Origin of the sequence: Arthrobacter sp. StoSoilB19, from assembly GCF_019977275.1 — a bacterium.
GTDB lineage: Bacteria > Actinomycetota > Actinomycetes > Actinomycetales > Micrococcaceae > Arthrobacter.
In genome coordinates this window covers 4,269,935-4,290,220 of the sequence record NZ_AP024650.1, presented here as the reverse complement: position 1 = coordinate 4,290,220, position 20,286 = coordinate 4,269,935, and the positions used below count along the sequence as shown (strand labels likewise).

At 68.1% G+C, this 20,286-nt stretch carries 21 protein-coding genes; 15 read left to right on the top strand and 6 right to left on the bottom strand.

The genetic code is table 11. The features are described from left to right. Positions 1-17: 17 nt before the first annotated feature. The 9 genes from pcaH to LDO86_RS19755 are packed head-to-tail and all read left to right on the top strand — an operon-like array spanning position 18 to position 7,582. On the top strand, positions 18-890 hold the full coding sequence (gene pcaH / locus LDO86_RS19795) for a protocatechuate 3,4-dioxygenase subunit beta (RefSeq protein WP_223993136.1): 873 nt from the start codon (positions 18-20) through the stop codon (positions 888-890). Positions 891-894: 4 nt separating this feature from the next. Then, positions 895-1,452 carry a protocatechuate 3,4-dioxygenase subunit alpha gene (gene pcaG, locus LDO86_RS19790; protein WP_223993135.1) on the top strand — a complete coding sequence of 186 codons (558 nt, stop codon included), beginning with the start codon at positions 895-897 and terminating at the stop codon, positions 1,450-1,452. Further along, positions 1,449-2,924, top strand: coding sequence for a lyase family protein (locus tag LDO86_RS19785; RefSeq protein ID WP_223993134.1), 1,476 nt, complete (start codon positions 1,449-1,451; stop codon positions 2,922-2,924). Before pcaG ends, LDO86_RS19785 begins: the two co-directional genes overlap by 4 nt. Beyond that, complete coding sequence (locus tag LDO86_RS19780; protein WP_223993133.1) at positions 2,917-3,735, top strand: alpha/beta fold hydrolase; 819 nt, start codon at positions 2,917-2,919, stop codon at positions 3,733-3,735. Before LDO86_RS19785 ends, LDO86_RS19780 begins: the two co-directional genes overlap by 8 nt. After that, positions 3,732-4,172: a 4-carboxymuconolactone decarboxylase gene (gene pcaC, locus LDO86_RS19775; RefSeq protein ID WP_018769798.1), complete on the top strand. Its 441-nt coding sequence runs from the start codon at positions 3,732-3,734 to the stop codon at positions 4,170-4,172. The genes LDO86_RS19780 and pcaC overlap by 4 nt, the downstream gene beginning before the upstream one ends. Beyond that, the gene (locus tag LDO86_RS19770; RefSeq protein WP_056392422.1) at positions 4,169-5,368 is read left to right on the top strand and encodes a thiolase family protein; all 1,200 of its coding nucleotides are present in this window, start codon (positions 4,169-4,171) and stop codon (positions 5,366-5,368) included. The genes pcaC and LDO86_RS19770 overlap by 4 nt, the downstream gene beginning before the upstream one ends. After that, positions 5,368-6,069 (top strand): 3-oxoacid CoA-transferase subunit A, encoded by a 702-nt coding sequence (locus LDO86_RS19765; RefSeq protein WP_223993132.1) that lies wholly within the window; start codon positions 5,368-5,370, stop codon positions 6,067-6,069. The genes LDO86_RS19770 and LDO86_RS19765 overlap by 1 nt, the downstream gene beginning before the upstream one ends. 2 nt (positions 6,070-6,071) lie before the next feature. Continuing rightward, positions 6,072-6,746 (top strand): 3-oxoacid CoA-transferase subunit B, encoded by a 675-nt coding sequence (locus tag LDO86_RS19760; RefSeq protein WP_056392424.1) that lies wholly within the window; start codon positions 6,072-6,074, stop codon positions 6,744-6,746. 23 nt (positions 6,747-6,769) lie between these two features. After that, positions 6,770-7,582, top strand: coding sequence for an IclR family transcriptional regulator C-terminal domain-containing protein (locus tag LDO86_RS19755; protein WP_018769794.1), 813 nt, complete (start codon positions 6,770-6,772; stop codon positions 7,580-7,582). 162 nt (positions 7,583-7,744) lie between these two features. Here LDO86_RS19755 and LDO86_RS19750 read toward each other — a convergent pair whose 3' ends face one another. Then, positions 7,745-9,082 carry an MFS transporter gene (locus tag LDO86_RS19750; RefSeq protein WP_056392427.1) on the bottom strand — a complete coding sequence of 446 codons (1,338 nt, stop codon included), beginning with the start codon at positions 9,080-9,082 and terminating at the stop codon, positions 7,745-7,747. Between the two features lie 138 nt (positions 9,083-9,220). Here LDO86_RS19750 and LDO86_RS19745 point away from each other — a divergent pair, with 138 nt between their 5' ends. The 6 genes from LDO86_RS19745 (at position 9,221) to LDO86_RS19720 (ending at position 15,004) form a co-directional block, all read left to right on the top strand. Further along, positions 9,221-10,045, top strand: coding sequence for a shikimate dehydrogenase (locus tag LDO86_RS19745; RefSeq protein WP_224084171.1), 825 nt, complete (start codon positions 9,221-9,223; stop codon positions 10,043-10,045). Positions 10,046-10,162: 117 nt separating this feature from the next. Further along, complete coding sequence (locus LDO86_RS19740; RefSeq protein ID WP_224084170.1) at positions 10,163-10,945, top strand: IclR family transcriptional regulator C-terminal domain-containing protein; 783 nt, start codon at positions 10,163-10,165, stop codon at positions 10,943-10,945. Between the two features lie 161 nt (positions 10,946-11,106). Further along, positions 11,107-12,318 carry a Re/Si-specific NAD(P)(+) transhydrogenase subunit alpha gene (locus LDO86_RS19735; RefSeq protein ID WP_224084169.1) on the top strand — a complete coding sequence of 404 codons (1,212 nt, stop codon included), beginning with the start codon at positions 11,107-11,109 and terminating at the stop codon, positions 12,316-12,318. Further along, complete coding sequence (locus LDO86_RS19730; protein WP_223993130.1) at positions 12,318-12,641, top strand: NAD(P) transhydrogenase subunit alpha; 324 nt, start codon at positions 12,318-12,320, stop codon at positions 12,639-12,641. Before LDO86_RS19735 ends, LDO86_RS19730 begins: the two co-directional genes overlap by 1 nt. After that, a complete protein-coding gene (locus LDO86_RS19725; protein ID WP_018769787.1) occupies positions 12,638-14,011 on the top strand; it encodes an NAD(P)(+) transhydrogenase (Re/Si-specific) subunit beta in 1,374 nt (457 codons plus the stop codon). The genes LDO86_RS19730 and LDO86_RS19725 overlap by 4 nt, the downstream gene beginning before the upstream one ends. Positions 14,012-14,083: 72 nt before the next feature. Then, complete coding sequence (locus LDO86_RS19720; protein WP_134164877.1) at positions 14,084-15,004, top strand: diacylglycerol kinase family protein; 921 nt, start codon at positions 14,084-14,086, stop codon at positions 15,002-15,004. 6 nt (positions 15,005-15,010) lie between these two features. Here LDO86_RS19720 and LDO86_RS19715 read toward each other — a convergent pair whose 3' ends face one another. The 5 genes from LDO86_RS19715 to LDO86_RS19695 form a co-directional block, all read right to left on the bottom strand. Continuing rightward, on the bottom strand, positions 15,011-15,736 hold the full coding sequence (locus LDO86_RS19715; RefSeq protein WP_224084168.1) for an Asp/Glu racemase: 726 nt from the start codon (positions 15,734-15,736) through the stop codon (positions 15,011-15,013). Positions 15,737-15,744: 8 nt separating this feature from the next. Continuing rightward, the gene (locus tag LDO86_RS19710; RefSeq protein ID WP_224084167.1) at positions 15,745-17,172 is read right to left on the bottom strand and encodes an amidohydrolase family protein; all 1,428 of its coding nucleotides are present in this window, start codon (positions 17,170-17,172) and stop codon (positions 15,745-15,747) included. 30 nt (positions 17,173-17,202) lie between these two features. Continuing rightward, entirely contained in the window at positions 17,203-17,991 is a 789-nt protein-coding gene (locus LDO86_RS19705; RefSeq protein ID WP_224084166.1) for an aspartate/glutamate racemase family protein, read from the bottom strand. Further along, positions 17,988-18,671, bottom strand: a complete 684-nt coding sequence (locus LDO86_RS19700; RefSeq protein WP_018769782.1) for a GntR family transcriptional regulator — start codon at positions 18,669-18,671, stop codon at positions 17,988-17,990. Before LDO86_RS19700 ends, LDO86_RS19705 begins: the two co-directional genes overlap by 4 nt. Before the next feature lie 78 nt (positions 18,672-18,749). Continuing rightward, positions 18,750-20,108 carry an MFS transporter gene (locus LDO86_RS19695; RefSeq protein ID WP_018769781.1) on the bottom strand — a complete coding sequence of 453 codons (1,359 nt, stop codon included), beginning with the start codon at positions 20,106-20,108 and terminating at the stop codon, positions 18,750-18,752. Positions 20,109-20,286: the final 178 nt, after the last annotated feature.

Here is a 20,286-nt window from a genome sequence, read left to right as displayed (position 1 = left end):
TCAGAAAGGAGCCAGCCATGCCGGAAGACATCACCGCCGAGCTGGAGTCGGAGGAACTCGTGCCCCCGGCCGAACCGAAGGCTGCCCACCAGCCCCTGGACAAGGCCATCGAGTTACAGGCGGACCTCAGCGCAGAGATCAACGCCATCGGCGAGGCCTACCAGCGGGCATTGAAGGACGGCGCCCAGCCGGAGACCCAGCCGCGGCTGGACTACCCGCCGTACCGCAGCAGCATCCTGCGCCACCCCACCAAGAGCCTGCACCACGCGGATCCGGAGACCATCGAGCTGTACTCGCCGGCGTTCGGGCACCAGGACGTGCACGCCCTGGAGTCCGACCTGACCATCCAGCACAACGGCGAACCGCTGGGCGAGCGGATTATCGTCGCCGGCAAGGTCCTGGACGGCGACGGCCGCCCGGTGGCAGGCCAGCTGGTGGAAATCTGGCAGGCCAACTCGTCCGGCCGCTACATCCACAAGCGCGACCAGCACCCCGCCCCGATCGACCCCAACTTCACCGGCATCGGCCGCTGCATCACCGGCCCGGACGGCTCCTACCGGTTCATCACCATCAAGCCCGGCGCCTACCCCTGGAAGAACCACCTGAACGCGTGGCGACCCGCCCACATCCACTTTTCGCTGTTCGGCACGGAGTTCACCCAGCGCATCATCACCCAGATGTACTTCCCGGGCGACCAGCTCTTCCCGCTGGACCCCATCTACCAGACCATCGTGGACCAGGACGCCCGCGACCGCCTGGTGGCCACCTACGACCACAGCCTCACCGAGCCCGAGTGGGCCCTGGGCTACAACTGGGACATCGTCCTGACCGGGCCCAAGCGGACCTGGACCGAAAACGAGGCGCTCGGCGCAGAAGGTGACGAGGAGTAGGAAAATGAGCACCAAACTTGTTCCCACCCCGGGCCAGACCGTTGGCCCCTTCTATGGCTATGCGCTTCCGTTCGAGAAGGACAACGAGCTGCTGCCTCCCGGCTTCCCGGGCTCCACCCGCCTGCAGGGCACCGTCTACGACGGCGCCGGCCACACCATCCCGGACGCCATCCTGGAAATCTGGCAGCCGGACGCCGACGGCAGGGTTGTCCAGCGCACCGGCTCCCTGGTCCGCGACGGCTACACCTTCACTGGGTGGGGCCGCGGCGCCGTGGGCAACTCCGGCGTTTTCACGTTCACCACGGTCAACCCCGGCCCCACCAAACCGGGTGCGGCGCCGTTCATCTCCGTGGCGCTCTTTGCCCGCGGCCTGACCAACCGGCTGTTCACCCGCATCTACCTGCCTGAGGACGCCGAGGCGCTGGCCAACGACCCCCTGCTCAGCTCGCTGGATCCGGAGCGCCGCAAGACGCTCATCGCCCGCCGCGACCCTGACGGCGGCCTCACCTGGGACATCCGCCTCCAGGGTGAGGGCGAGACGGTCTTCCTGGACTTCCAGTGACCAACGCCGCCCCGGGAGATCTGCGCGCCTTCGCGGAAGAGGCCGACGCCGGCCTGCTCAGTCCCGTATCAGCGTCACCGTTGGTGGCGGCGCTGACGGGGGACCGGGCAGTGCTGGCGGCGATCCTCGCCGTCGAATCGGGCTGGGCAGCCGTGCTGCAACGGGCCGGCCTGGCACCTGCCGGTTCTGCCGCCGTCGTGGCTTCCGCTGCCGAGGCAGGGCGATACGACCTCGCCGACATCGCGCTGCGTGCCCAGGGCGGCGGCAACCCGGTCATTCCGCTGCTGGCGGACCTCCGGAAGAAGGTGGCCGCGCTGGACAGCGCCGGGATCGGTGCCGGGAAGGCCGTGCATACCTCCCTGACCAGCCAGGACGTGCTGGACACCGCCCTCATGCTGGTGGCCCGCAACACCGTCCACGCCGTGCTGGCCGACCTCAAAGGCACCGCCGCGGCGCTGGCCGCCCTGGCGGGGCAACATGCGCAGACGCTGTGCGTGGGCAGGAGCCTGACGCAGCATTCGCTTCCCTATACCTTCGGGCTCCGGGCCGCGCAGTGGTTCCAGGGCGTGGCCGCCGCCGGCCGGCAGCTGCAAGGCCTGGAGTTCCCGGTCCAGTTCGGCGGGGCTGCGGGAACGCTCGCCGCCGCAACCGTGCTGACCGACGGATCCACTGCCACCCCGTTTACCCTGGCCGATGCCCTGGCCGCCCAGCTGGGCCTGGCCCCCGCGGCGGCTCCCTGGCACACCAACCGGCTGGCCATCACGTCCCTTGGGCATGGGCTGGCTTCGGTTTTGGATGCGTTCGGAAAGATCGCCGCGGACGTCCTGTTCCTGAGCAGGCCCGAGGTGGCCGAGCTTGCCGAGCCACGCGCTCCCGGGCGCGGGGTTTCCTCTGCCATGCCGCAAAAGCAGAACCCGGTCCTGTCCGTCCTGGTCCGCAGCGCCGCACTGCAGGCGCCCGGCCTGGCTGCCCAGCTGCACCTGGCCGCCGCCACCTTCAACGACGAACGCCCGGACGGCGCCTGGCACATCGAATGGCCGGCACTCCGCCAGCTCCTGGCGCTCACGCTCGGCGCTGCCGGACATATCCGTGAGCTCGCCGAAGGACTCCAGGTGTTCCCCGACGCCATGCGCCGCAACCTGGACCTGTCCGGGCCGCTGCTGCTGGCAGAAGGCGTCAGCGCGGCCGTGGCGCCCCTCCTGGACGGGAAGGACGGCCGCACCGGCAAGCAGCAGCTGCAGGACGTGGTGGACCAGACCCTTCAAGCACCGCCTTCCGACCAGGCCGCCACCTACCGGAAGCTGCTCCGCGAGGCCGTCCCTGCCGCCGTCGTTCCCGACCAGCGGCTGGAGGAGCTCCTGGACCCCGGCAGCTACCTGGGCCAGGCGGCCCAGATCTCCCGCCGCATCCTGGCGGCGTTCCCCGACTTTGATTCCCAGACCACCGACGCGAACGGAGCTTCCCGTGGCTAAGCCAACCCTGAAGGCAGCGCTGCTGTCCCCCCAGCGACCCCTTGGCGACCACCCCCTGCTGGTGGCGGGCCCATCCCTGGGCACCTCCTCCATCCTGTGGAACAGGGTGGCCACCCTGCTCGGCAATGACTACGACGTGGTCGCCTGGGACCTGCCCGGCCACGGCGTCTCTCCGGCAGCCACCGAAACCTTCGACGTCGCAGCCCTCGCGGACGCCGTGGTGGACCTGGTGGATTCCATCGCCCCCGGTGAAACATTCCACTACGCCGGCGTTTCACTGGGCGGCGCCGTGGGCCTGCAGCTGGGCATCAAGCACGGCGAGCGGCTCAAGAGCCTCTCCATCCAGAACAGCGGGGCGAAGATCGGCACCCCGGAGGGCTGGCTGGAACGGGCCGAAACGGTCCGCACCCAGGGCACACCCGTGATGATCCAGGGCTCGGCGCAGCGCTGGTTCGCGCCGGGCTACATGGACCGGGAACCCGAGTTCAGCAGCCGGCTCCTGCACGCCCTGCGCGACGCCGACCGTTTCAGCTACGCCTTCTGCTGCGAGGCCCTGGCCTCCTTCGACGTCCGCAGCCAGCTGGGCAGCATCCGCGTCCCCACCCAGGTCATCGCCGGCGCGGTGGACGGCGTGGCCACGCCGGCCATGGCTGACGAGGTGGCAGCCGGCATCACCGCCGGGGGCGGCACCGCCACTGCCGTCACGCTGGAAGGCGTGGCGCACCTGGCACCGGCCGAGGCTCCCGCGCATCTTGCCGATCTCATGCGCAGCCTGATCAGCTGGACCGAATCCCAAGGAGCAGCCAAGTGAGCGGAAATGAGCGGCACGGCGTGGTCCAGCCCGGCGCCACCAGCCAGGAGATTTACGACGGCGGCATGGTGGTCCGGCGCGAAGTCCTGGGGGACGCGCACGTGGACCGGGCCAACGCCAACAAGGATGAGTTCACCGAGGACTTCCAGGACATGATCACCCGGATCGCCTGGGGTGGTATCTGGACCCGCCCGGGGCTCCCGCGCCAGATGCGGTCCGCCGTCACCATCACTGCCATGGTGGCGCACGGGCACTGGGAAGAGCTGGCCATGCATATCCGCGCCGCCCTCCGGAACGGCCTGAGCAGGGACGAGATCAAGGAGATCCTGCTCCAGACCGCCATCTACTGCGGCGTCCCCTCCGCCAACACCGCCTTCAAGACAGCACAGCAGGTGTTCCACGACATGGACAACACCGGAACGGATAAAACCCCATGAACCAGGCATTTGTGTACGACGCCGTGCGCACCCCCTTTGGCAAGTTCGGTTCCGGCCTCGCCGGCGTCCGGCCGGATGACCTTGCCGCGCACGTTATCAGCGAGTCCGTGAAGCGGGCTCCCGGGCTTGATCCCGAGCGGATCGATGAGGTGGTGTTCGGCAACGCCAACGGCGCGGGCGAGGAAAACCGCAACATCGCGCGGATGGGAACCCTTCTGGCCGGGCTGCCGGTGTCCATCCCGGGCACCACGGTCAACCGGCTCTGCGGCTCGTCCCTGGACGCGGCGATCATCGCGTCGCGGCAGGTCAACGCCGGCGACGCCGACCTGGTGCTGGTGGGCGGGGCCGAGTCGATGTCCCGTGCCCCGTGGGTGCTGCCCAAGACGGAGAAGCCCTACCCGGCCGGGGACATGACCCTGGCCTCCACCACCCTGGGCTGGCGGCTGGTGAACAAGGCCATGCCCAAGGATTGGACCATCTCCCTGGGCGAGGCCACGGAGCGGCTGCGCGAGAAGTACAACGTGACCCGCGAGGCGCAGGACGAGTTCGCCGCGGCCTCCCACAACCTCTCCGCCGCCGCCTGGGATGAAGGGTTTTACGACAACCTGGTCGCCCCGGTGCCCGGGACGGACCTGGTCCGCGACGAAGGCATCCGTGCCGGATCGTCGGCGGAGAAGCTGGCCGGGCTGAAGACCGTGTTCCGGACCGAGAACGGCACGGTGACAGCGGGGAACGCATCGCCGTTGTCCGACGGCGCCTCCGCGGCGTGGATCGGGTCCGAGGCGGCCGCCGGGCTGCTGGGGCTGGATCCGCTGGCCCGGATCGCCGGCCGCGGCGCGCACGCGAATGATCCGCAGTACTTCGGGTACGCACCGGTGGAGGCGGCGAACAAGGCCCTCGCGAAGGCGGGCATCGGCTGGGACCAGGTGGGCGCCGTCGAACTTAACGAAGCGTTCGCTGCGCAGTCCCTGGCCTGCATCAACGCCTGGGGCATCGATCCCTCGATCGTGAACCGGCATGGCGGGGCCATCGCGATGGGCCATCCGCTGGGTGCTTCCGGCACCCGGATCCTGGGCACCTTGGCCCGGTCCCTGCAGGCCTCCGGCGAACGCTGGGGCGTCGCCGCGATCTGCATCGGCGTGGGCCAGGGCCTGGCCGTGGTACTCGAGAACGTCACCGCTGGAAAGGACCAGTAATGCTGACTTTTGTTGACACCGTCCAGGAGGCCGTGGCCGGCATCAAGGACGGCTCCACCGTGATGATCGGCGGATTCGGCAACGCCGGCCAGCCGTTCGAACTGATCGACGCGCTGCTGGACTGCGGCGCCACGGACCTGACCGTGGTGAACAACAACGCCGGGCAGGGCGACCAGGGCCTGGCCCTGCTCATCAAGGAAGGCCGGGTGCGGAAGATGATCTGCTCCTTCCCGCGGCAGTCCGATTCCTGGCACTTCGACGCCAAGTACAAGGCCGGCGAGATCGAGCTGGAACTGGTGCCGCAGGGCAACCTGGCCGAACGGATCCGTGCCGCCGGGGCAGGCATCGGCGGGTTCTTCACCCCCACCGGATACGGCACCATGCTGGCCGAGGGCAAGGAAACGCGGATCATTGACGGCCGCGGCCAGGTCTTTGAAACCCCCATCCACGCCGACGTCGCCCTGATCAAGGCACTGAAGGCGGACGGCAAGGGCAACCTGGTCTACCGCAAGACGGCCCGGAACTTCGGCCCCATCATGGCTGCCGCCGCGAAGCAGAGCATCGTGCAGGTCTCCGAGATCGTGCCCACGGGGGCGCTGGACCCGGAAAACGTGGTCACCCCCGGCATTCACGTCAACACGGTTGTCCGCGTCCCGGCCTCAGACCGCAGCGCAACCGGCACCAGCGGAAAGGTGGCCTGACCTTGACCACTGCAACATCACTCCAGACCTCCGCCACGCCCCTGGGCCGGGATGACCTCGCCCGGCTCGTGGCCCGCGACATCGCCCCGGGCTCGTTCGTGAACCTCGGGATCGGCCAGCCCACCCTGGTGTCCAACTACCTCACCGAGGACCAGAACATCACCCTCCACACCGAGAACGGCATGCTGGGCATGGGCCCCGAAGCCAAGGGCGACGAGATCGATGAGGACCTGATCAATGCCGGCAAGATTCCCGTGACCGAACTCCCGGGCGCTTCCTACTTCCACCACGCCGACTCCTTCGCCATCATGCGCGGCGGGCACCTGGACATCTGCGTCCTGGGCGCCTTCCAGGTCTCGGCCACCGGTGACCTGGCCAACTGGCACACCGGCGCACCCGGGGCGATTCCCGCCGTCGGCGGTGCCATGGACCTGGCAACCGGCGCCAAGGACGTCTTCGTCATGATGACCCTCCTGACCCGCGACGGCGCCTCCAAGATCGTCGAGGCCTGCACCTACCCGGTCACCGGCGTCAACTGCGTCACCCGCGTCTACACGGACAAAGCCGTCTTCCTCACCGGTCCCAACGGTGTCACCGTCCGCGAGACTTTTGGCTGCACCCTCGAGGAACTCCAGGAACTCATCCCCGTCCCGCTCAAGGCCGCCTCGGCCGGCTAAGGACGGCCCTAGGATTGGTTACCATGACCGACGCCGCAGGTACCGATATCCAGCCAACCCCGCAGGCCAGCGACCAGTACGTCCAGTCGCTGGCCCGCGGGCTGGCGGTGATCCGCGCCTTCGACGCCGACCGGCCGGTCATGACGCTCACCGAGGTGGCGGGCCGCACGGGCCTGACCCGTGCCACGGCACGCCGGTTCCTGCATACCCTGGTGGAGCTGGGGTACGTGCGCACCGACGGCAAGACCTTCGCGCTGACGGCCAAAGTCCTCCAGCTGGGCTACGCCTACCTCTCCGGGCTGTCGCTGCCCCAACTGGCCCAGCCGCACCTGGAGGAACTGTCCCTCAAACTCGGCGAATCGACGTCGGCCGCCGTGCTGGACGGCACCGACATCGCCTACATTGCCCGCGTCACCACGCGCCGCATCATGACCATCGGGATCACCGTGGGCACCCGGTTCCCCGCCTACGCCACCTCCATGGGCCGGGTCCTGCTGGCCCACCTGCCGGCGTCGGACCTCAAGGCCTATCTCGCCGCGGCCGACATCAAGCCCCTGACCCCCCGCGCCCTCGGGTCCGTCCAGGAACTGTTGGCCGTCCTGGAAACGGTCCGTGCACAGGGCTGGTGCCTGCTGGACCAGGAACTGGAGCTGGGCCTGATGTCCGTTGCCGCTCCTGTGTACGACGGACCCAAGGTGGTGGCCGCGGTGAACGTCTCCCTGCAGGCCCAGTCCGTGGAGGCCAAACCGGACCGGGAAGCCTACCTGGCCTCGGTGGCGCAGGAGATCATGGCCACCGCGAAACTCATCTCCGCGGACCTGACCGCCCGCGGTTAGCAATACCACCCCAGCCGTGCGTCCACTCCTGGCCTGAGTGCGCCGGGACTGTTCCTGCGCACTCAACCAGGGCCTCGCCGCGCCGCCAGGTTAAGCAAGAGGACGACGGCGGGTGCTTCCCGCCGTCGTCCTCTTCTGTTCGTTATGGGGCTGTGAATGCCCCTACCGGACGGGGTTGCCCAGCTCCCGCAGCGGCGTCTTGGCGGTCTCGCGCGCCCACCAGGCGCCGGCCACGGCGAGGATCGACGAGCCCGCCACGATCCAGGCTGCCGGTCCCCAGTTCGCCTTGTCGGCGCCCACCAGGGCGGTGCCGAGCAGCGGGGTGAAACCGGCGCACAGGATGCCGATCTGGAGCCCGATGGCCATGCCGGAGTAGCGGACCTTGACGTTGAAGAGCTCGGAGAACCAGGCCGGGTAGATCGCGTTGGACATGGCATAGGTGCCGGCGGTGATCAGCGTGCTGGTCAGGAAGATCATGGGGATGTTGCCGGTGGCGATCACCGAGAAATACACGAAGATCATGATGCCGGAGCCCAGGACGCCGATGATGAAGATGGGCCGGCGGCCGAACGTGTCCGACAGGCGCGCGGTCAGGGGCTGGGTGAAGACGGCAAGGATGTTGCCCACGATGCTGACCCACAGCATGGTGGAAGCGGGAACGCCGACGGACACGGCGTAGGCCAGGCCGAATGACTGCATGAACGTGTTGGTGACCGTTTCGAAGGACATGAGCGCCACCTGGAAGAACTGCGCCGGGTGGGTCTGGAACATCTTGGCGAACGGAAGCTTCACCAGTTCACCGTGCTCCTGCTTTTCCTCGAAGACCTCAGGTTCGGCCAGTGACCGGCGGACCAGGTAGGCGACGATGAGCACGATCAGGGAGAGCCAGAACGGGATCCGCCAGCCCCAGGCGAGGCGGTCGGCCTCGCTCATGGCAGCCACGGGCAGGAAGGCCAGGGATGCCATGACGATGCCCGCGGAAATGCCGCTCATGGCAAAGCTGGCGAAGAAGCCGCGCCGGCCCTCGGGAGCCTCTTCCGTGGAGAGGGCGGAGGCGCCGGCCGTCTCGGCGCCGGCGGAGAGGCCCTGCATCAGGCGGAGCAGGACCAGCAGCGCGGGTGCCCAGTAGCCGGCGGTGTTGAAGTCCGGCAGGGCGCCGATGAGGAACGTTGCGCTGCCCATGAGCACCAGGGTGAGCACGAGCGTATTCTTCCGGCCGATCTTGTCACCAAGGTGGCCGAACACCACGGCGCCGAAGGGCCGGGCCACGTATGCCACGCCGAACGTGGCGAAGGAGGCCAGCAAGGCAACCGTGGGGTCGCCCGCCGGGAAGAAGATCTTCGAGAAGACGAGGGAAGCGGCAGTGGCGTAGATGAAGAAGTCGTAGTACTCCAGGGCGCCGCCGAGGAATGCGGCCAGCGCTGCCTTCTTGGCGCGCTTTAGCCGGCGTTGTGCCTCAGGCGTCGGCTTGGCCTGGGCTCCTGCTGCGATGTCGGTCATGTCCGGGTTTTCCTTCCACGCTGAAGGCGGGGGATCTGTTCTATTTGTACGCATTGCGAACATGTGTGCGTAATGCGCCTACAAAGAGGATACTAGTCGGTGACGCCAATCACAACGCCGACGGAAAGGTGCTTCACGATGGAACCCTCCCGCTTAGTCCTGATCGGATCAGCAGCTTCCAAGGCCATGTCCCCGCGCCTCTGGAATCCTGTTTTCCAGGAACTCGGCCTTGGATGGACCTACGATGCCTGGGATGTGCCGGCCGGCGGCGACCTCGACGAGGTCCGCAGGCGGCTCCTGGCGCCCGGCATCGTGGCGGCCAACGTGACCATGCCGCACAAGCACTGGGCGGCGGAAACAGCGGACGAGGCAACAGACCCGGTCCTGTTGAGCGGTGCCTGCAACCTCCTGGTTCGAAAGGGCACACGGCTGGTGGGGCACAACACCGATATATCCGCCGTGACCGCGCTGCTGGGCGGCCAGTACCAACGGCACGCCCTCCTCCTGGGCGCCGGTGGAGCGGCAAGGGCCGCGATGATCGCCCTGGAGGGGCATCTGGGGACCGTTTCCATCACTGACCGCGACCCGCACGCCGCGGCGGAATTGCTGGATCTTGCCCGGGAACGCGGCATGGACGCCCGGACGGTCTCCTGGCAGCAGGGGCAGGAGCTGTCCGCCGATGCCTCCCTGATCGTGAATGCCACTCCCATCGGCAAAAGCATGTCCGACGGTCCGGCATGGGGCGACGGCCCACTCGCCCCTGACGCCGTCGTCTATGACTTCGTGTATGCCCGCCACACCACTGCAAGCGTGGCCCGGGCGCGTGGCATGGGAGTCCGGTGCATCGATGGCTGGGAGCACCTGCGGGAACAGGCGGTGGCCATGGTGCCGCTCCTGGGGCTCGACGGGCAGTCCGGGAGGCTGCTCAAGGAAACGCTGGAACGCATCCGGGCCGCCTCCTGACCAGCGGGCCGCCCCACGCACTCCAGTGCCCACCGGGCCGATATGATCGGACAGGCGCTGAAGCCCGGCGGACCCTGTGCCGGGGCGCCGACCGTCGGGAGAGGAACCGCAACGTTCATGGAGGAGCAGCCAGCCTACTTTGTGAAGTCGGTTGAGAAGGCCTTCGACGTCCTGCTCGCCTTTTCCCCCGACCAGCCACGGCTCACTGTTTCCCAGGTTGCTGCCCGGACCGACATGACCCGCGCCTCCGCGCGCCGGTTCCTCCTGACCCTGGCAGATCTTGGCTACCTCCGCGCCGATGGCCAGGCCTTTGAACTGACCGCCCGTTCCCTGGACATCGGTCGGGCCTACCTGGCCGGCCTTACGCTTCCCGGGGTGGCCCAGCCGCACCTCAAGGAACTGGCGGAGGACCTGAACGAGACCACGGCCTTGTGCATCCTCGACGGCGGCGACGTGGTTTACGTTGCCTGCGTGCCGTCGCCGCGGCTGTTGAGCGTCTCCATTACCGTGGGGACCCGGTTTCCGGCCTGGGCGACGTCAATGGGCCGGGTGCTCCTCGCCGGAATGCCCCCGGCGCAGCTCGAGGAGTATCTCCGCACGGTCCAGCTGCACCGCTACACCGACCGCTCCATCAGCAGCATTGACGACCTGCGTTCCGAAGTGGAGCTGGCGCGTAAAAGGGGCTGGTCCATGGTTTCCCAGGAGCTCGAGGAAGGCCTGCGCGGCGTGGCCGTGCCGGTGCGGCGGGGGAACGAGGTGGTGGCTGCGGCGAATGTTTCACTGCAGACGCACCGGGCGGCCGCCCAGGACATTGAATCGTCAGTCCTTCCCCCGTTGATGGAGACCGCGCGGCGGATCGCACTCGATTACGGCGGCCCTGGCCCAACCACCCGCGGCTGACCCTCCCTCCCGCGGTGGACCGCACTCAAGGCCGCTTGCCATGTAACTGTTTCCACACAAGCACAGCGCACCACTCCCGCCGCAGCTGAACGGGCCATAGACTCTAGCCAACTGCGTGCAGCAGAGCCGCTGCATCGCTTGTCAGGAGGAGGGGTCGGCGGGTGAAACTGGGCATACCGCGGGAACGCCGGGAGGGCGAGCGTCGTGTGGCCGCCACGCCGGATACCGTCAGGCAGCTGGCCGGGATGGGGCTGGAGGTCCTGGTGGAGACCGGGGCGGGGGACGGCGCCGGGCACGCCGACCAGGCATACCAAAACGCCGGCGCCGCCGTCGTCCCGGAACTCAACACCACGGCCCTCGACATCCTGGCGCATGTCCGCCCCCTTGACCGGCACACCGCCGCGTCCCTGAAAAGGGGAGCCGTCACCGTGGGGCTCGCGTCGCCGTCGTCCGAGCTGCCGGCAGTGCAGGCGCTCGCGGACAACGGGGTGACCTCCTTCGCCCTTGAACTGGTGCCCCGCATTTCCCGTGCCCAGTCCATGGACGCCCTCAGCTCGCAGGCGCTGGTGGCCGGCTACCGCTGCGTGCTGGAGGCTGCCATCCGGCTGCCCCGCTTCTTCCCGCTCTACATGACGGCCGCGGGAACCATTCCGCCCGCCAGGGTCCTGGTCCTCGGAGCCGGGGTGGCGGGGCTGCAGGCCATCGGCACGGCCAAGCGCCTGGGCGCCCGGGTTTTCGCCAACGACATCCGTCCGGCTTCCGCGGACGAGGTTGCCTCCATGGGCGGCACCTTCATCCGGCTGGACCTGGAGACGGCGGAGGCGGCCGGCGGCTACGCCCGGCAGCTGAGCTCCGATGCCGGCACACGGCAGCGGCAGCTGCTGGCGCCGCACGTGGCTCAGTCGGACGTGCTGATTACGACGGCGGCGGTCCCCGGGCGCCCCGCACCCCTCCTGGTGACGCGCGGGATGGTGCAGGGCATGCGGCCCGGGTCGGTGGTGGTTGATCTCGCCGCGGAGTCCGGCGGCAACGTGGAGGGTTCGGTACCGGGCCAGGACATCCCCATCCCCACCGCCGATGGAATGGGGCACGTCACCCTGGTGGGCCTGAAGGACCCGGCCTCGGCGATGGCGTCGGACGCCTCCCGTCTTTACGCCAAGAACGTGGCCAACCTGCTGGCCCTGCTGGTGCGCCCGGATGACGCCGGTGCCGGCGGGCTCACCCTGGATTTCGACGACGAAGTGGTGGCCGGTGCCTGCCTCACCCACGACGGCGTGGTGCGGCACCAGCCCACGGCGGAGCTGCTGGCCGCCCGCGCACGTGCCGCCGCAGAGCCGGCCACGGCCGCGGCCCGGCAGGAAGGAACGCTCTGATGGACGGAACAGCCCTGCTGACCATTACGGTACTGGCGGTGTTCGTCGGCTTCGAAGTGGTGTCCAAGGTCTCCAGCACCCTGCACACGCCGCTGATGTCCGGTGCCAACGCCATCCACGGCATCATCCTTGTCGGTGCCATCATTGTGGCCGGCCAGGCAGCAGACCCATGGGTCCTGGCGGTGGCGCTGCTCGCCGTTGTCCTTGCCACCGCCAACCTGGTGGGCGGGTTCGTGGTGACGGACCGGATGCTGCACATGTTCCATGCCAGGAAGGACGCAGCCCCAAAAGGTGCCGTGCAGCCTGAAACGGGCAGCAAATGAGCCTCCTCGACCCCATCGGGACCTCCCTGCTCTACCTCGTCGCGGCGGTCTGCTTCATCCTGGCCCTGCGCGGGCTCAGTTCCCCGCGGACCGCGCGCCGCGGAAACCTGGTGGGCGCACTCGGTGCGCTGATCGCCGTCGTCACGGTGTTCCTGTCCGCCCGGCTGGAGAACATCCCCTGGATCCTGGCCGCCATCGCGGTGGGCAGCGTGGTGGCGGCACCCGTGGCCCGGCGCGTGAAGATGACGCAGATGCCCCAGCTGGTGGCGCTGTTCAACGGCGTGGGAGGCGGCGCGGCTGCCTTGGTGGCCCTCCTGGAACTGGGCCATGCCGGCAATCCCTGGGTCCGCGTGGCCATCGTGTTCACGCTCCTGGTGGGTGCCGTTTCCTTCGCCGGTTCCGGCGTCACCTTCGCCAAGCTGCAGGAACTGATGACCACCCGGCCCGTGGTGTTCCCGGGCCTCCCGGTGGTGATGGCCGTGGTCCTGCTCGCCGCAGTGGCCGCCGGCGTGGCCGTGGTGCTCACCGCCTCGCTGCCCCTTGCGGTCCTGCTGTTGCTGCTGGGCCTTGCCGCCGGCGTCCTGCTGGTGCTGCCAGTAGGCGGCGCCGACGTGCCAATCGTCATCTCGCTGCTGAACGCCTTCACCGGCCTGGCCGTTGCGGCGTCCGGCCTGGTGCTGGGCAACGTCCTGCTGGTGGTGGCCGGGACCCTGGTGGGGGCTTCGGGCACCATCCTCACCCGGGCCATGGCCGCCGCCATGGGCCGGAGCGTGGCGGGCATCCTGTTCGGGGCTTTCAGGGGAGGTTCGACGGCGGGGTCCACCGCCGTGAGCGAGCGTCCGGTCCGTTCGTCCTCGGCCGAGGACGTGGCGGTCCTTTTGGGGTACGCCCAGCGGGTGATCATCGTCCCCGGCTACGGCCTGGCCGTGGCGCAGGGCCAACATACGGCCGCCGAGCTGGCCCTGGCCCTGGAGGCCCGAGGCATCGAAGTGGATTTTGCCATCCATCCCGTGGCCGGCCGGATGCCCGGACACATGAACGTGCTCCTGGCCGAGGCCAACGTCCCGTACGAGTCGCTCAAGGAGATGGGCGAGATCAACCCGCAGTTCAAGACGACGGACGTGGCCCTGGTGGTGGGCGCCAACGACGTGGTGAACCCCGCCGCCAAGACTTCGTCCGGCTCACCGATCTACGGCATGCCCATCCTTGAAGTGGCGGAGGCGCGGCAGGTGGTGTTCCTCAAGCGGTCCATGCGCCCGGGATTCGCCGGCATCGAGAACGACCTGCTGTATGAACCCCAGACATCGCTGCTGTTCGGCGACGCCAAGGACTCCCTGGCCCAGGTGCTGGGCGCGGTCAAGGCCCTGTAGGCGCGGAACGGCGCACCGGGCGGGTTACCCTTCTCTCAGAAGCTTGCTTTCCATCCGCCATCAGAGGACGCCATGACTGACAACAGCTCCACTTCGCCCAAACGTGCCGCCATCATCGTCAATCCTGCCAAGCCGGTGGATATCGACGTGCGCGGCCTGGTGGCCAAGCACTGCGTGGAAAACGGGTGGGGGGAAGCCATTTGGCTGGAAACCACCAAGGAGGATCCGGGCGTCGGCCAGGCGAAGGAAGCGCTGGCCCAGGGTGCGGACATCGTGATCGCGGCCGGCGGCGACGGCACCGTGAGGTGCGTTGCCGAGGTCCTGGCCGGCAGCGACACCCCCATGGGCCTGCTGCCGCTGGGGACGGGCAACCTGCTGGCGCGCAACCTGGGCATGGACGTCACCGACTACGACGGCGCCATGGCCGGGGCCCTCATCGGCACGGAGCGGAAGATCGACGTGGTCCGGGCCCGGCGCAGCGACCCGGACAAGGACCAGCTCTTCCTGGTCATGGCCGGCCTGGGCTATGACGCCACCATCATGGCGGACACCAACGAGGACCTGAAGGACAAGGTGGGCTGGCTGGCCTACGTGGACGCCGGCATCCGGAACCTGCCCGGCAAACCGGTCAAGGCAACCGTGGTGATCGACGGCAAGCCCGTGGTGCACCGGGGCGTCCGCAGCGTGATGGTGGGCAACTGCGGCAAGGTCCAGGGCGGTCTTGAAATCTTCCCTGATGCCAAGGTGGACGACGGCCTGCTGGACATCGCCGTCCTGGCTCCCCACCACGGAAAGCTGGGGTGGCTCTCCGTGGTGGCGGGAATGATCGGCAAGGGCCGCGGCAAGGACACCGCCGTGGAGTACTTCCAGGGCAAAACCGTTGAGATCACGCTGGAACACAAGGACGACTACCAGTTGGACGGGGACCACGAAGGCGAGAGCAAGCACGTGCTCATGACCATGGAGCCCGGCGCCCTGACCTTGCGGATGTAGGGCGGTTTAGCCCAGCAGCCGTCCCCAGCGTGGTTCCAGCAACGGCGCGCCTGCCAGTTTCAGAGCGTGCCAGAGGGTGACGGCAACGGAGTCAAGCACCGGCACTCCGGTGCTGTCCTCGATTTCGGCGGTGATGTTGGCCCCGTAGAGGTTGGTGCACAGGTACACCAGGGCGTCCGGGGCAGTGGCTGCGAGTTCCAGGGACCCCGGGCGCATCTCGTCGTCGGTGACCCGGGCAAAGGACTCGTTGTCGCTCAATCCCAGCGCCCGGTGGTCCACGGTCTTGATGCCTTCGCGCTCGTAGCAGGCGATGACCCGGTGGTTCACGTCCGCGGTGTAGGGGGTGAACAGGCCGATCCGCTCCGTGCCGAAGGTCCGGAAGGCTTCCAGGTAGGCAAGCGTGGAGGTGGTGGCGGGGATGCCCGTGGCGCCGCTGATCCCGGCCGCCAACTCCTGGTCGTGCGCCGGGCCCAGCCACGAGCCTGAAGTGCCGTTCCAGGCAATCACGTCCACGTCCGCCGTCGCCAGCAGCGCTGCTGCCTCCTGCATGACTGTGGGATCGAACTGGCGGTCGGAGGAGTCATCGAGCGCGATGCGGGTGACTGGGATCCGGGTGAAGTGCACCGTGACGTCGGTGCGGACGCCCAGGATGCGGTAGGTCTGCGGTTCCAGGCAGGTGTTGGAGGACGGCACGATCATGCCGATCCGGCGGGGGCGTGTGCTTGCAGGCATGGGGGCTCCTAGAGGGCGGCGGCGAGTCGGGAAGCTTCGGGGGCAGCAGACTGGTGCTGCCGGAAGCCGGTGCGGTTGATGAAGCGGCCCACGGCGCCGGGGTCATGGAAGCCGTCCGCGTCCAGGACCACGCGTCCCTTGGAAACAACGACGGCGGGCCAGCCCGTGAGTGCCTTCCCGTCAAAAGGCGAGAAGTCCGTTCCCATGTGCAGGGCCGCGCCGTTCACGGTGCGTTCCTCTGCGGGGTCGAAAACCACCAGGTCGGCGTCGAACCCCTCGGCGATGCAGCCTTTGCCGGGCACGGCGTTGATCCGTGCCGGCGCGGCAGCGAAAGCCTCCACGAACTGCTCCACGGTTGCCCCGGCGGAGGTCATCGCGGTGAACGTAACCGGCATCCGCGTCTCCACGCCGGGCAGTCCGTGCGGCATGGCGCGCACGTCGTCGGTGCGCTCGCGCTTCTGGGACAGGTCGTAGCAGGAGTGGTCGGAGGACATGGTGTGGATGGCTCCGGACACCAGCCGCTCCTTGAGGGCGGCCACGGTTTCCGGGCTGCGCATGGGCGGGCAGCAGGCGAACCACTCGGGGAAGGTGGATCCGTAGACGGAATCGTCCAGCGTGATGTAATGCGGGCAGGTCTCGGAGTAGGCCTCCAGTCCCCGGGAGCGGGCTTCGCTCACCAGGTCCACTGCCCCGGGCGTGGACTGGTGGACGAAGTACACCGGTGCGCCGGTGTATTCGGCCATGGCCAGGGTTTCCTTGACCGAGATCTCCTCGGCCAGTTCCGGCCGGGTCCGGTGCAGGTGTTCGATGCCGATCCGCCCGTCCTCCGCGTGCTGGGCGGTGCAGTCGGCGATGATGGGATCGTGTTCGGCGTGGATGTACGTCAACCCGTCCAGCCGGACCATTTCCCGCATGACCTTCAGGATGGTGTCGCCGTCCGCCATGGTGGTGCCCCGGTTGGTGGTGTACATCTTCACCGACCGGACGCCTTCCGCTGCCAGCTGCTCAAGCTGCCACGGGACGGTTTCGTCCCAGGTGACCACGGCGCCGTGAAGGGCAACGTCGCAGCGGGACTCCGTGGCGAGTTCCTTCTTGTGCAGGGCGGCGGCGAGCGGGGTTTCCTGGGCGTCGCGGGGAATTCCGAAATCGATGATGGTGGTGGTCCCGCCCCACAGCGCTGCCGTGGAGGTGGTCCGGTAGTCGTCCAGGGTGCGGAATCGCCCCGTGACCTGGGCCACGTGGCAGTGTCCGTCCACGCCGCCGGGGATCACGAGTTTGCCCGTGGCGTCGATGGTGCGGTCCGCCGCGGGGACGGGTCCGGCGGCGTCGACGAGCCGGGCAATGCGGCCGTCGTGGACCACGACGTGCGCCTCCCGGCGGCCGTGGCTGTTCACCACGGTGGCGTTGGCAATGACGAGTTGTGGCTGGTGGGACATCGGTGTCCTCCTAAAGTCGTTGGGCTCTGGCTAGGCGGCGGGCTGGGGGGTGCCGGCGTGCTCCTGGCGGGCGGCAAGGGCCGCGTCCAGATTGGGCGGCAGGCCCTTGCGGTCCTTGGCCGGCGGCGGGGCGAAGGCGCCGGCGCGGTGCGGCCCGGATTGCAGCGCGGCAACGGCCTCGGCCATGCGGATGCCTGCGGAGATGCCATCCACCACAGGGACGGGAATCTGCCCCGTGAGGTCGCGGGCAAGGCCGGCCAGCGGGGCGCCGGCAAGGATCACGACGTCGGCGCCGTCCTCCGCCACGGCCTGCCGGCTGAGTGCCAGCAGGGTTTCCCTGAAGTCCTGCTGGACGGAGGCGATGCTGGTCAGGGAGTCATTGATGGAACGGATGGAGGCCAGCCGTCCGGCAAGTCCGAACTGCTCCACGCACTCGCGGTACCAGGGCTTGATCCGGTCCGAGATGGCGATGATGGAGAACCGGTGGCCCTGCAGTGCTGCTGCGCACAGGGCGGCCTCGGTGATCCCGATGACGGGCACCTCGGCCAGTTCCTTGAGGGCCGGCATTCCCGGGTCCCCGAAGGCAGCCACCACCACGGCGTCCACCGGGTCTGCGCCGGGACGGGTGTGTTCGGCAATGATCTCTGCCACGGCACCCGCGGCGATGAGGGCTTCGAAGCGGGTCTCGATGTACTCCACGCCGTGCCCGGCAGTCCTGACCAGCAGTTCGGTGCCGGCGGAGGCGGAACGGAGCGCCTCGGATTCAATCAGCGCGGTGACATCGGCGCTGATGTTGGGGTTGATGACCAGGAGTTTCATTTTCTCTTCCGGTGGAATTCTGGTTCGGTCTTCTGGAAGTCCTCGGGAAACTGGTCCCGGTACTTTCCAATGTGTGATGCGGACTGGGCGGCTGCCTTGTCCGGATCGCCGCTGGCAATGGCGGTGTACAGGTCGCGGTGTTCGCGGATGAGTTCGGGCAGGTCGCTGACATGCCGGAACAGCCAGTGCATGCGGCCCTGGAGGGGTTCCAGGGCGGACTTGAGGAAGTTGTTGTCCGCGATGCGGGTGATGGCGTCGTGGAATTCGCTGTTGGAGCGGTGCGCCTCCATCACTGATCCCTTGGCCAGGAAGGTTTCCGCATCGTCCAGCAGCCCCTTCAAATGGGCGAGGTCCTCCTTGGTGGCCCGTTTGGCGGCGAGCCGGCAGGCCAGGACTTCCAGGGACTGGCGGACATCGAAGAGGTCCTCCACGTCCTTGGGGCTGAGGCTGCTCACCTCAGCCCCGCGGGCGCCCCGGTCGCTGATCAGGCCTTCCTGGCGAAGCATGCGCAGGGCCTCGCGGACCGGCAGCCGGGAGACGGAGAATTCGGCTGCCAGGTCGCGTTCCACCAGCCGCGTGCCGGGAGCGTAGTGTCCTTCGAAAATCCTGGTGCGGAGGGTGTCCCGGACAGTCTCGCGGAGGGGGCGGTCCTTGTCCTGGGTCTCTTCTGCGGTCAGCATGATGCTCCATTCGGATTTTGTACGGCACTGCTCCCGGCTGCGGGGGCGTTGGTTGCAAGTTTCCCTGCGAGGGTCAGCTTAGACAGGAAGCCGCTTGTTGTAGTTCAGCGTCAGGACTGAGGCGCCCATGATCACTGCGGAACCCACGAAGTACAGCAGCGCCCAGGTGTAGGAACCTGTGGCTCCGACGATCAGGCCGACGGCGATCGGCGTGACGAAGCCGGAGATGTTGCCGCTGAAGTTCATGGCACCGCCCAGGACGCCTGCGTTGGTGCGGCCGCCCAGGATGGAGGGGATGCTCCAGAACAGGCCCACCCAGCGCAGGAAGAACATGACGAGGGAGAGCAGGACCACAGCGGTGGTGGGGTCCGGGACCACGGTGACGCCCACCAGGCCGCCGATCACCACGACACTCGAGATCCCCAGGAGGGTGCGCATCACCCGGTTGGCTGACGCGCCGGATGCACGCCACTTGTCCGCAATGGTGCCGCCCAGGATTTCACCGACGAAGCCGGCACCGAAGATGACAAAGGTGGACCAGCCGATGGTCTTCAAGTCGAAGCCCTTGGCCTGGGCGAGATAGAGCGGGCCCCAGGTCAGCAGGCCATAGAACACTCCATTGAAGCCGAGCCAGCCGAAGCACATCGCCCAGAAGGAGCGGAACTTGAGGTAGGGGAGCAGTGCGCGTTTGCCCTGGCTGCCGTCGAGCTCAGCTTCGGCATCCTCGGCAGCGTGCGACGCTTCGATGTACTCGGCTTCGGCGGCATTGACACCGCGGTGCTGCCGCGGGTTGTCGCGGACGTACCACCAGACGGCCAGGCCCATCAGGACTGTTGCGGCGCCGGCGATGACGAACGAACTGCGCCAACTGCCCGTCGCTGCGATGAGGCCGGCGATGAGGATGCCGCCAAGGCCTGCACCCAGCGGGGCGCCGGCGTCCAGGATGGTGGCACCGCGGCCGCGCTCCGACTTGTGCATCCAGATGGCGTTGAGCTTGCCGCCGGCGGGCATGACACCTGCTTCGGTCACGCCGATGCCGAGGCGGGCGATAAACATGCTCAGGAAGCCGCCGGCCATGCCGGATGCGGCCGTTGCCGCGCCCCAGCCCACGCAGGAGGCGGTCATCACCTTGCGGGGACCGAACTTGTCGATGAGCAGGCCCACAGGGATCTGCATCAGGGCGTAGGTCCAGAAGAAGGCGGAGAGCAGCAGGCCCACCAGTTCCGGGGCGAGGTCGAACTCCTTTTGGATGATGGGCAGGGCCACCGAGATGGAGCCGCGGTCGATGTAGTTGACGGACACCAGGACCAGGAGCAGCAGGAACAGCCGCCAGCGGACGGAGGTGCGCCGTTGCGTTCCGTCCTTTCCGCGCGTTTCGGTAGTGCCGGGGGTGGCCTCGTCGGACGTGGCCGTTGTTTCAGTGTTTGGGATGGACACAGCTTCTCCTTCACGGGGAAGTTTACGGATGGGGAGGATGCGAATGGTGCGTTGTACGTACGTGCCGGGCAGGGTTGTTGCGCCTGCCGGCAGGGGGCCGCTGGACGATCCGGAGCGTTGAGCGGGAAATGCACTTTTGGGATCCCAATTTGGGATCCCAAAATCAAAGGTAGAAGTG

Excerpts from the sequence above, each read along its gene's own strand:
- pcaH (WP_223993136.1), top strand. The coding sequence starts at position 18 with ATGCCGGAAGACATCACCGCCGAGCTGGAGTCGGAGGAACTCGTGCCC.
- pcaG (WP_223993135.1), top strand. The coding sequence starts at position 895 with ATGAGCACCAAACTTGTTCCCACCCCGGGCCAGACCGTTGGCCCCTTC.
- LDO86_RS19770 (WP_056392422.1), top strand. The coding sequence starts at position 4,169 with ATGAACCAGGCATTTGTGTACGACGCCGTGCGCACCCCCTTTGGCAAG.
- LDO86_RS19765 (WP_223993132.1), top strand. The coding sequence starts at position 5,368 with ATGCTGACTTTTGTTGACACCGTCCAGGAGGCCGTGGCCGGCATCAAG.
- LDO86_RS19755 (WP_018769794.1), top strand. The coding sequence starts at position 6,770 with ATGACCGACGCCGCAGGTACCGATATCCAGCCAACCCCGCAGGCCAGC.
- LDO86_RS19750 (WP_056392427.1), bottom strand. The coding sequence starts at position 9,082 with ATGACCGACATCGCAGCAGGAGCCCAGGCCAAGCCGACGCCTGAGGCA.
- LDO86_RS19745 (WP_224084171.1), top strand. The coding sequence starts at position 9,221 with ATGGAACCCTCCCGCTTAGTCCTGATCGGATCAGCAGCTTCCAAGGCC.
- LDO86_RS19740 (WP_224084170.1), top strand. The coding sequence starts at position 10,163 with ATGGAGGAGCAGCCAGCCTACTTTGTGAAGTCGGTTGAGAAGGCCTTC.
- LDO86_RS19730 (WP_223993130.1), top strand. The coding sequence starts at position 12,318 with ATGGACGGAACAGCCCTGCTGACCATTACGGTACTGGCGGTGTTCGTC.
- LDO86_RS19725 (WP_018769787.1), top strand. The coding sequence starts at position 12,638 with ATGAGCCTCCTCGACCCCATCGGGACCTCCCTGCTCTACCTCGTCGCG.
- LDO86_RS19720 (WP_134164877.1), top strand. The coding sequence starts at position 14,084 with ATGACTGACAACAGCTCCACTTCGCCCAAACGTGCCGCCATCATCGTC.
- LDO86_RS19715 (WP_224084168.1), bottom strand. The coding sequence starts at position 15,736 with ATGCCTGCAAGCACACGCCCCCGCCGGATCGGCATGATCGTGCCGTCC.
- LDO86_RS19710 (WP_224084167.1), bottom strand. The coding sequence starts at position 17,172 with ATGTCCCACCAGCCACAACTCGTCATTGCCAACGCCACCGTGGTGAAC.
- LDO86_RS19705 (WP_224084166.1), bottom strand. The coding sequence starts at position 17,991 with ATGAAACTCCTGGTCATCAACCCCAACATCAGCGCCGATGTCACCGCG.
- LDO86_RS19700 (WP_018769782.1), bottom strand. The coding sequence starts at position 18,671 with ATGCTGACCGCAGAAGAGACCCAGGACAAGGACCGCCCCCTCCGCGAG.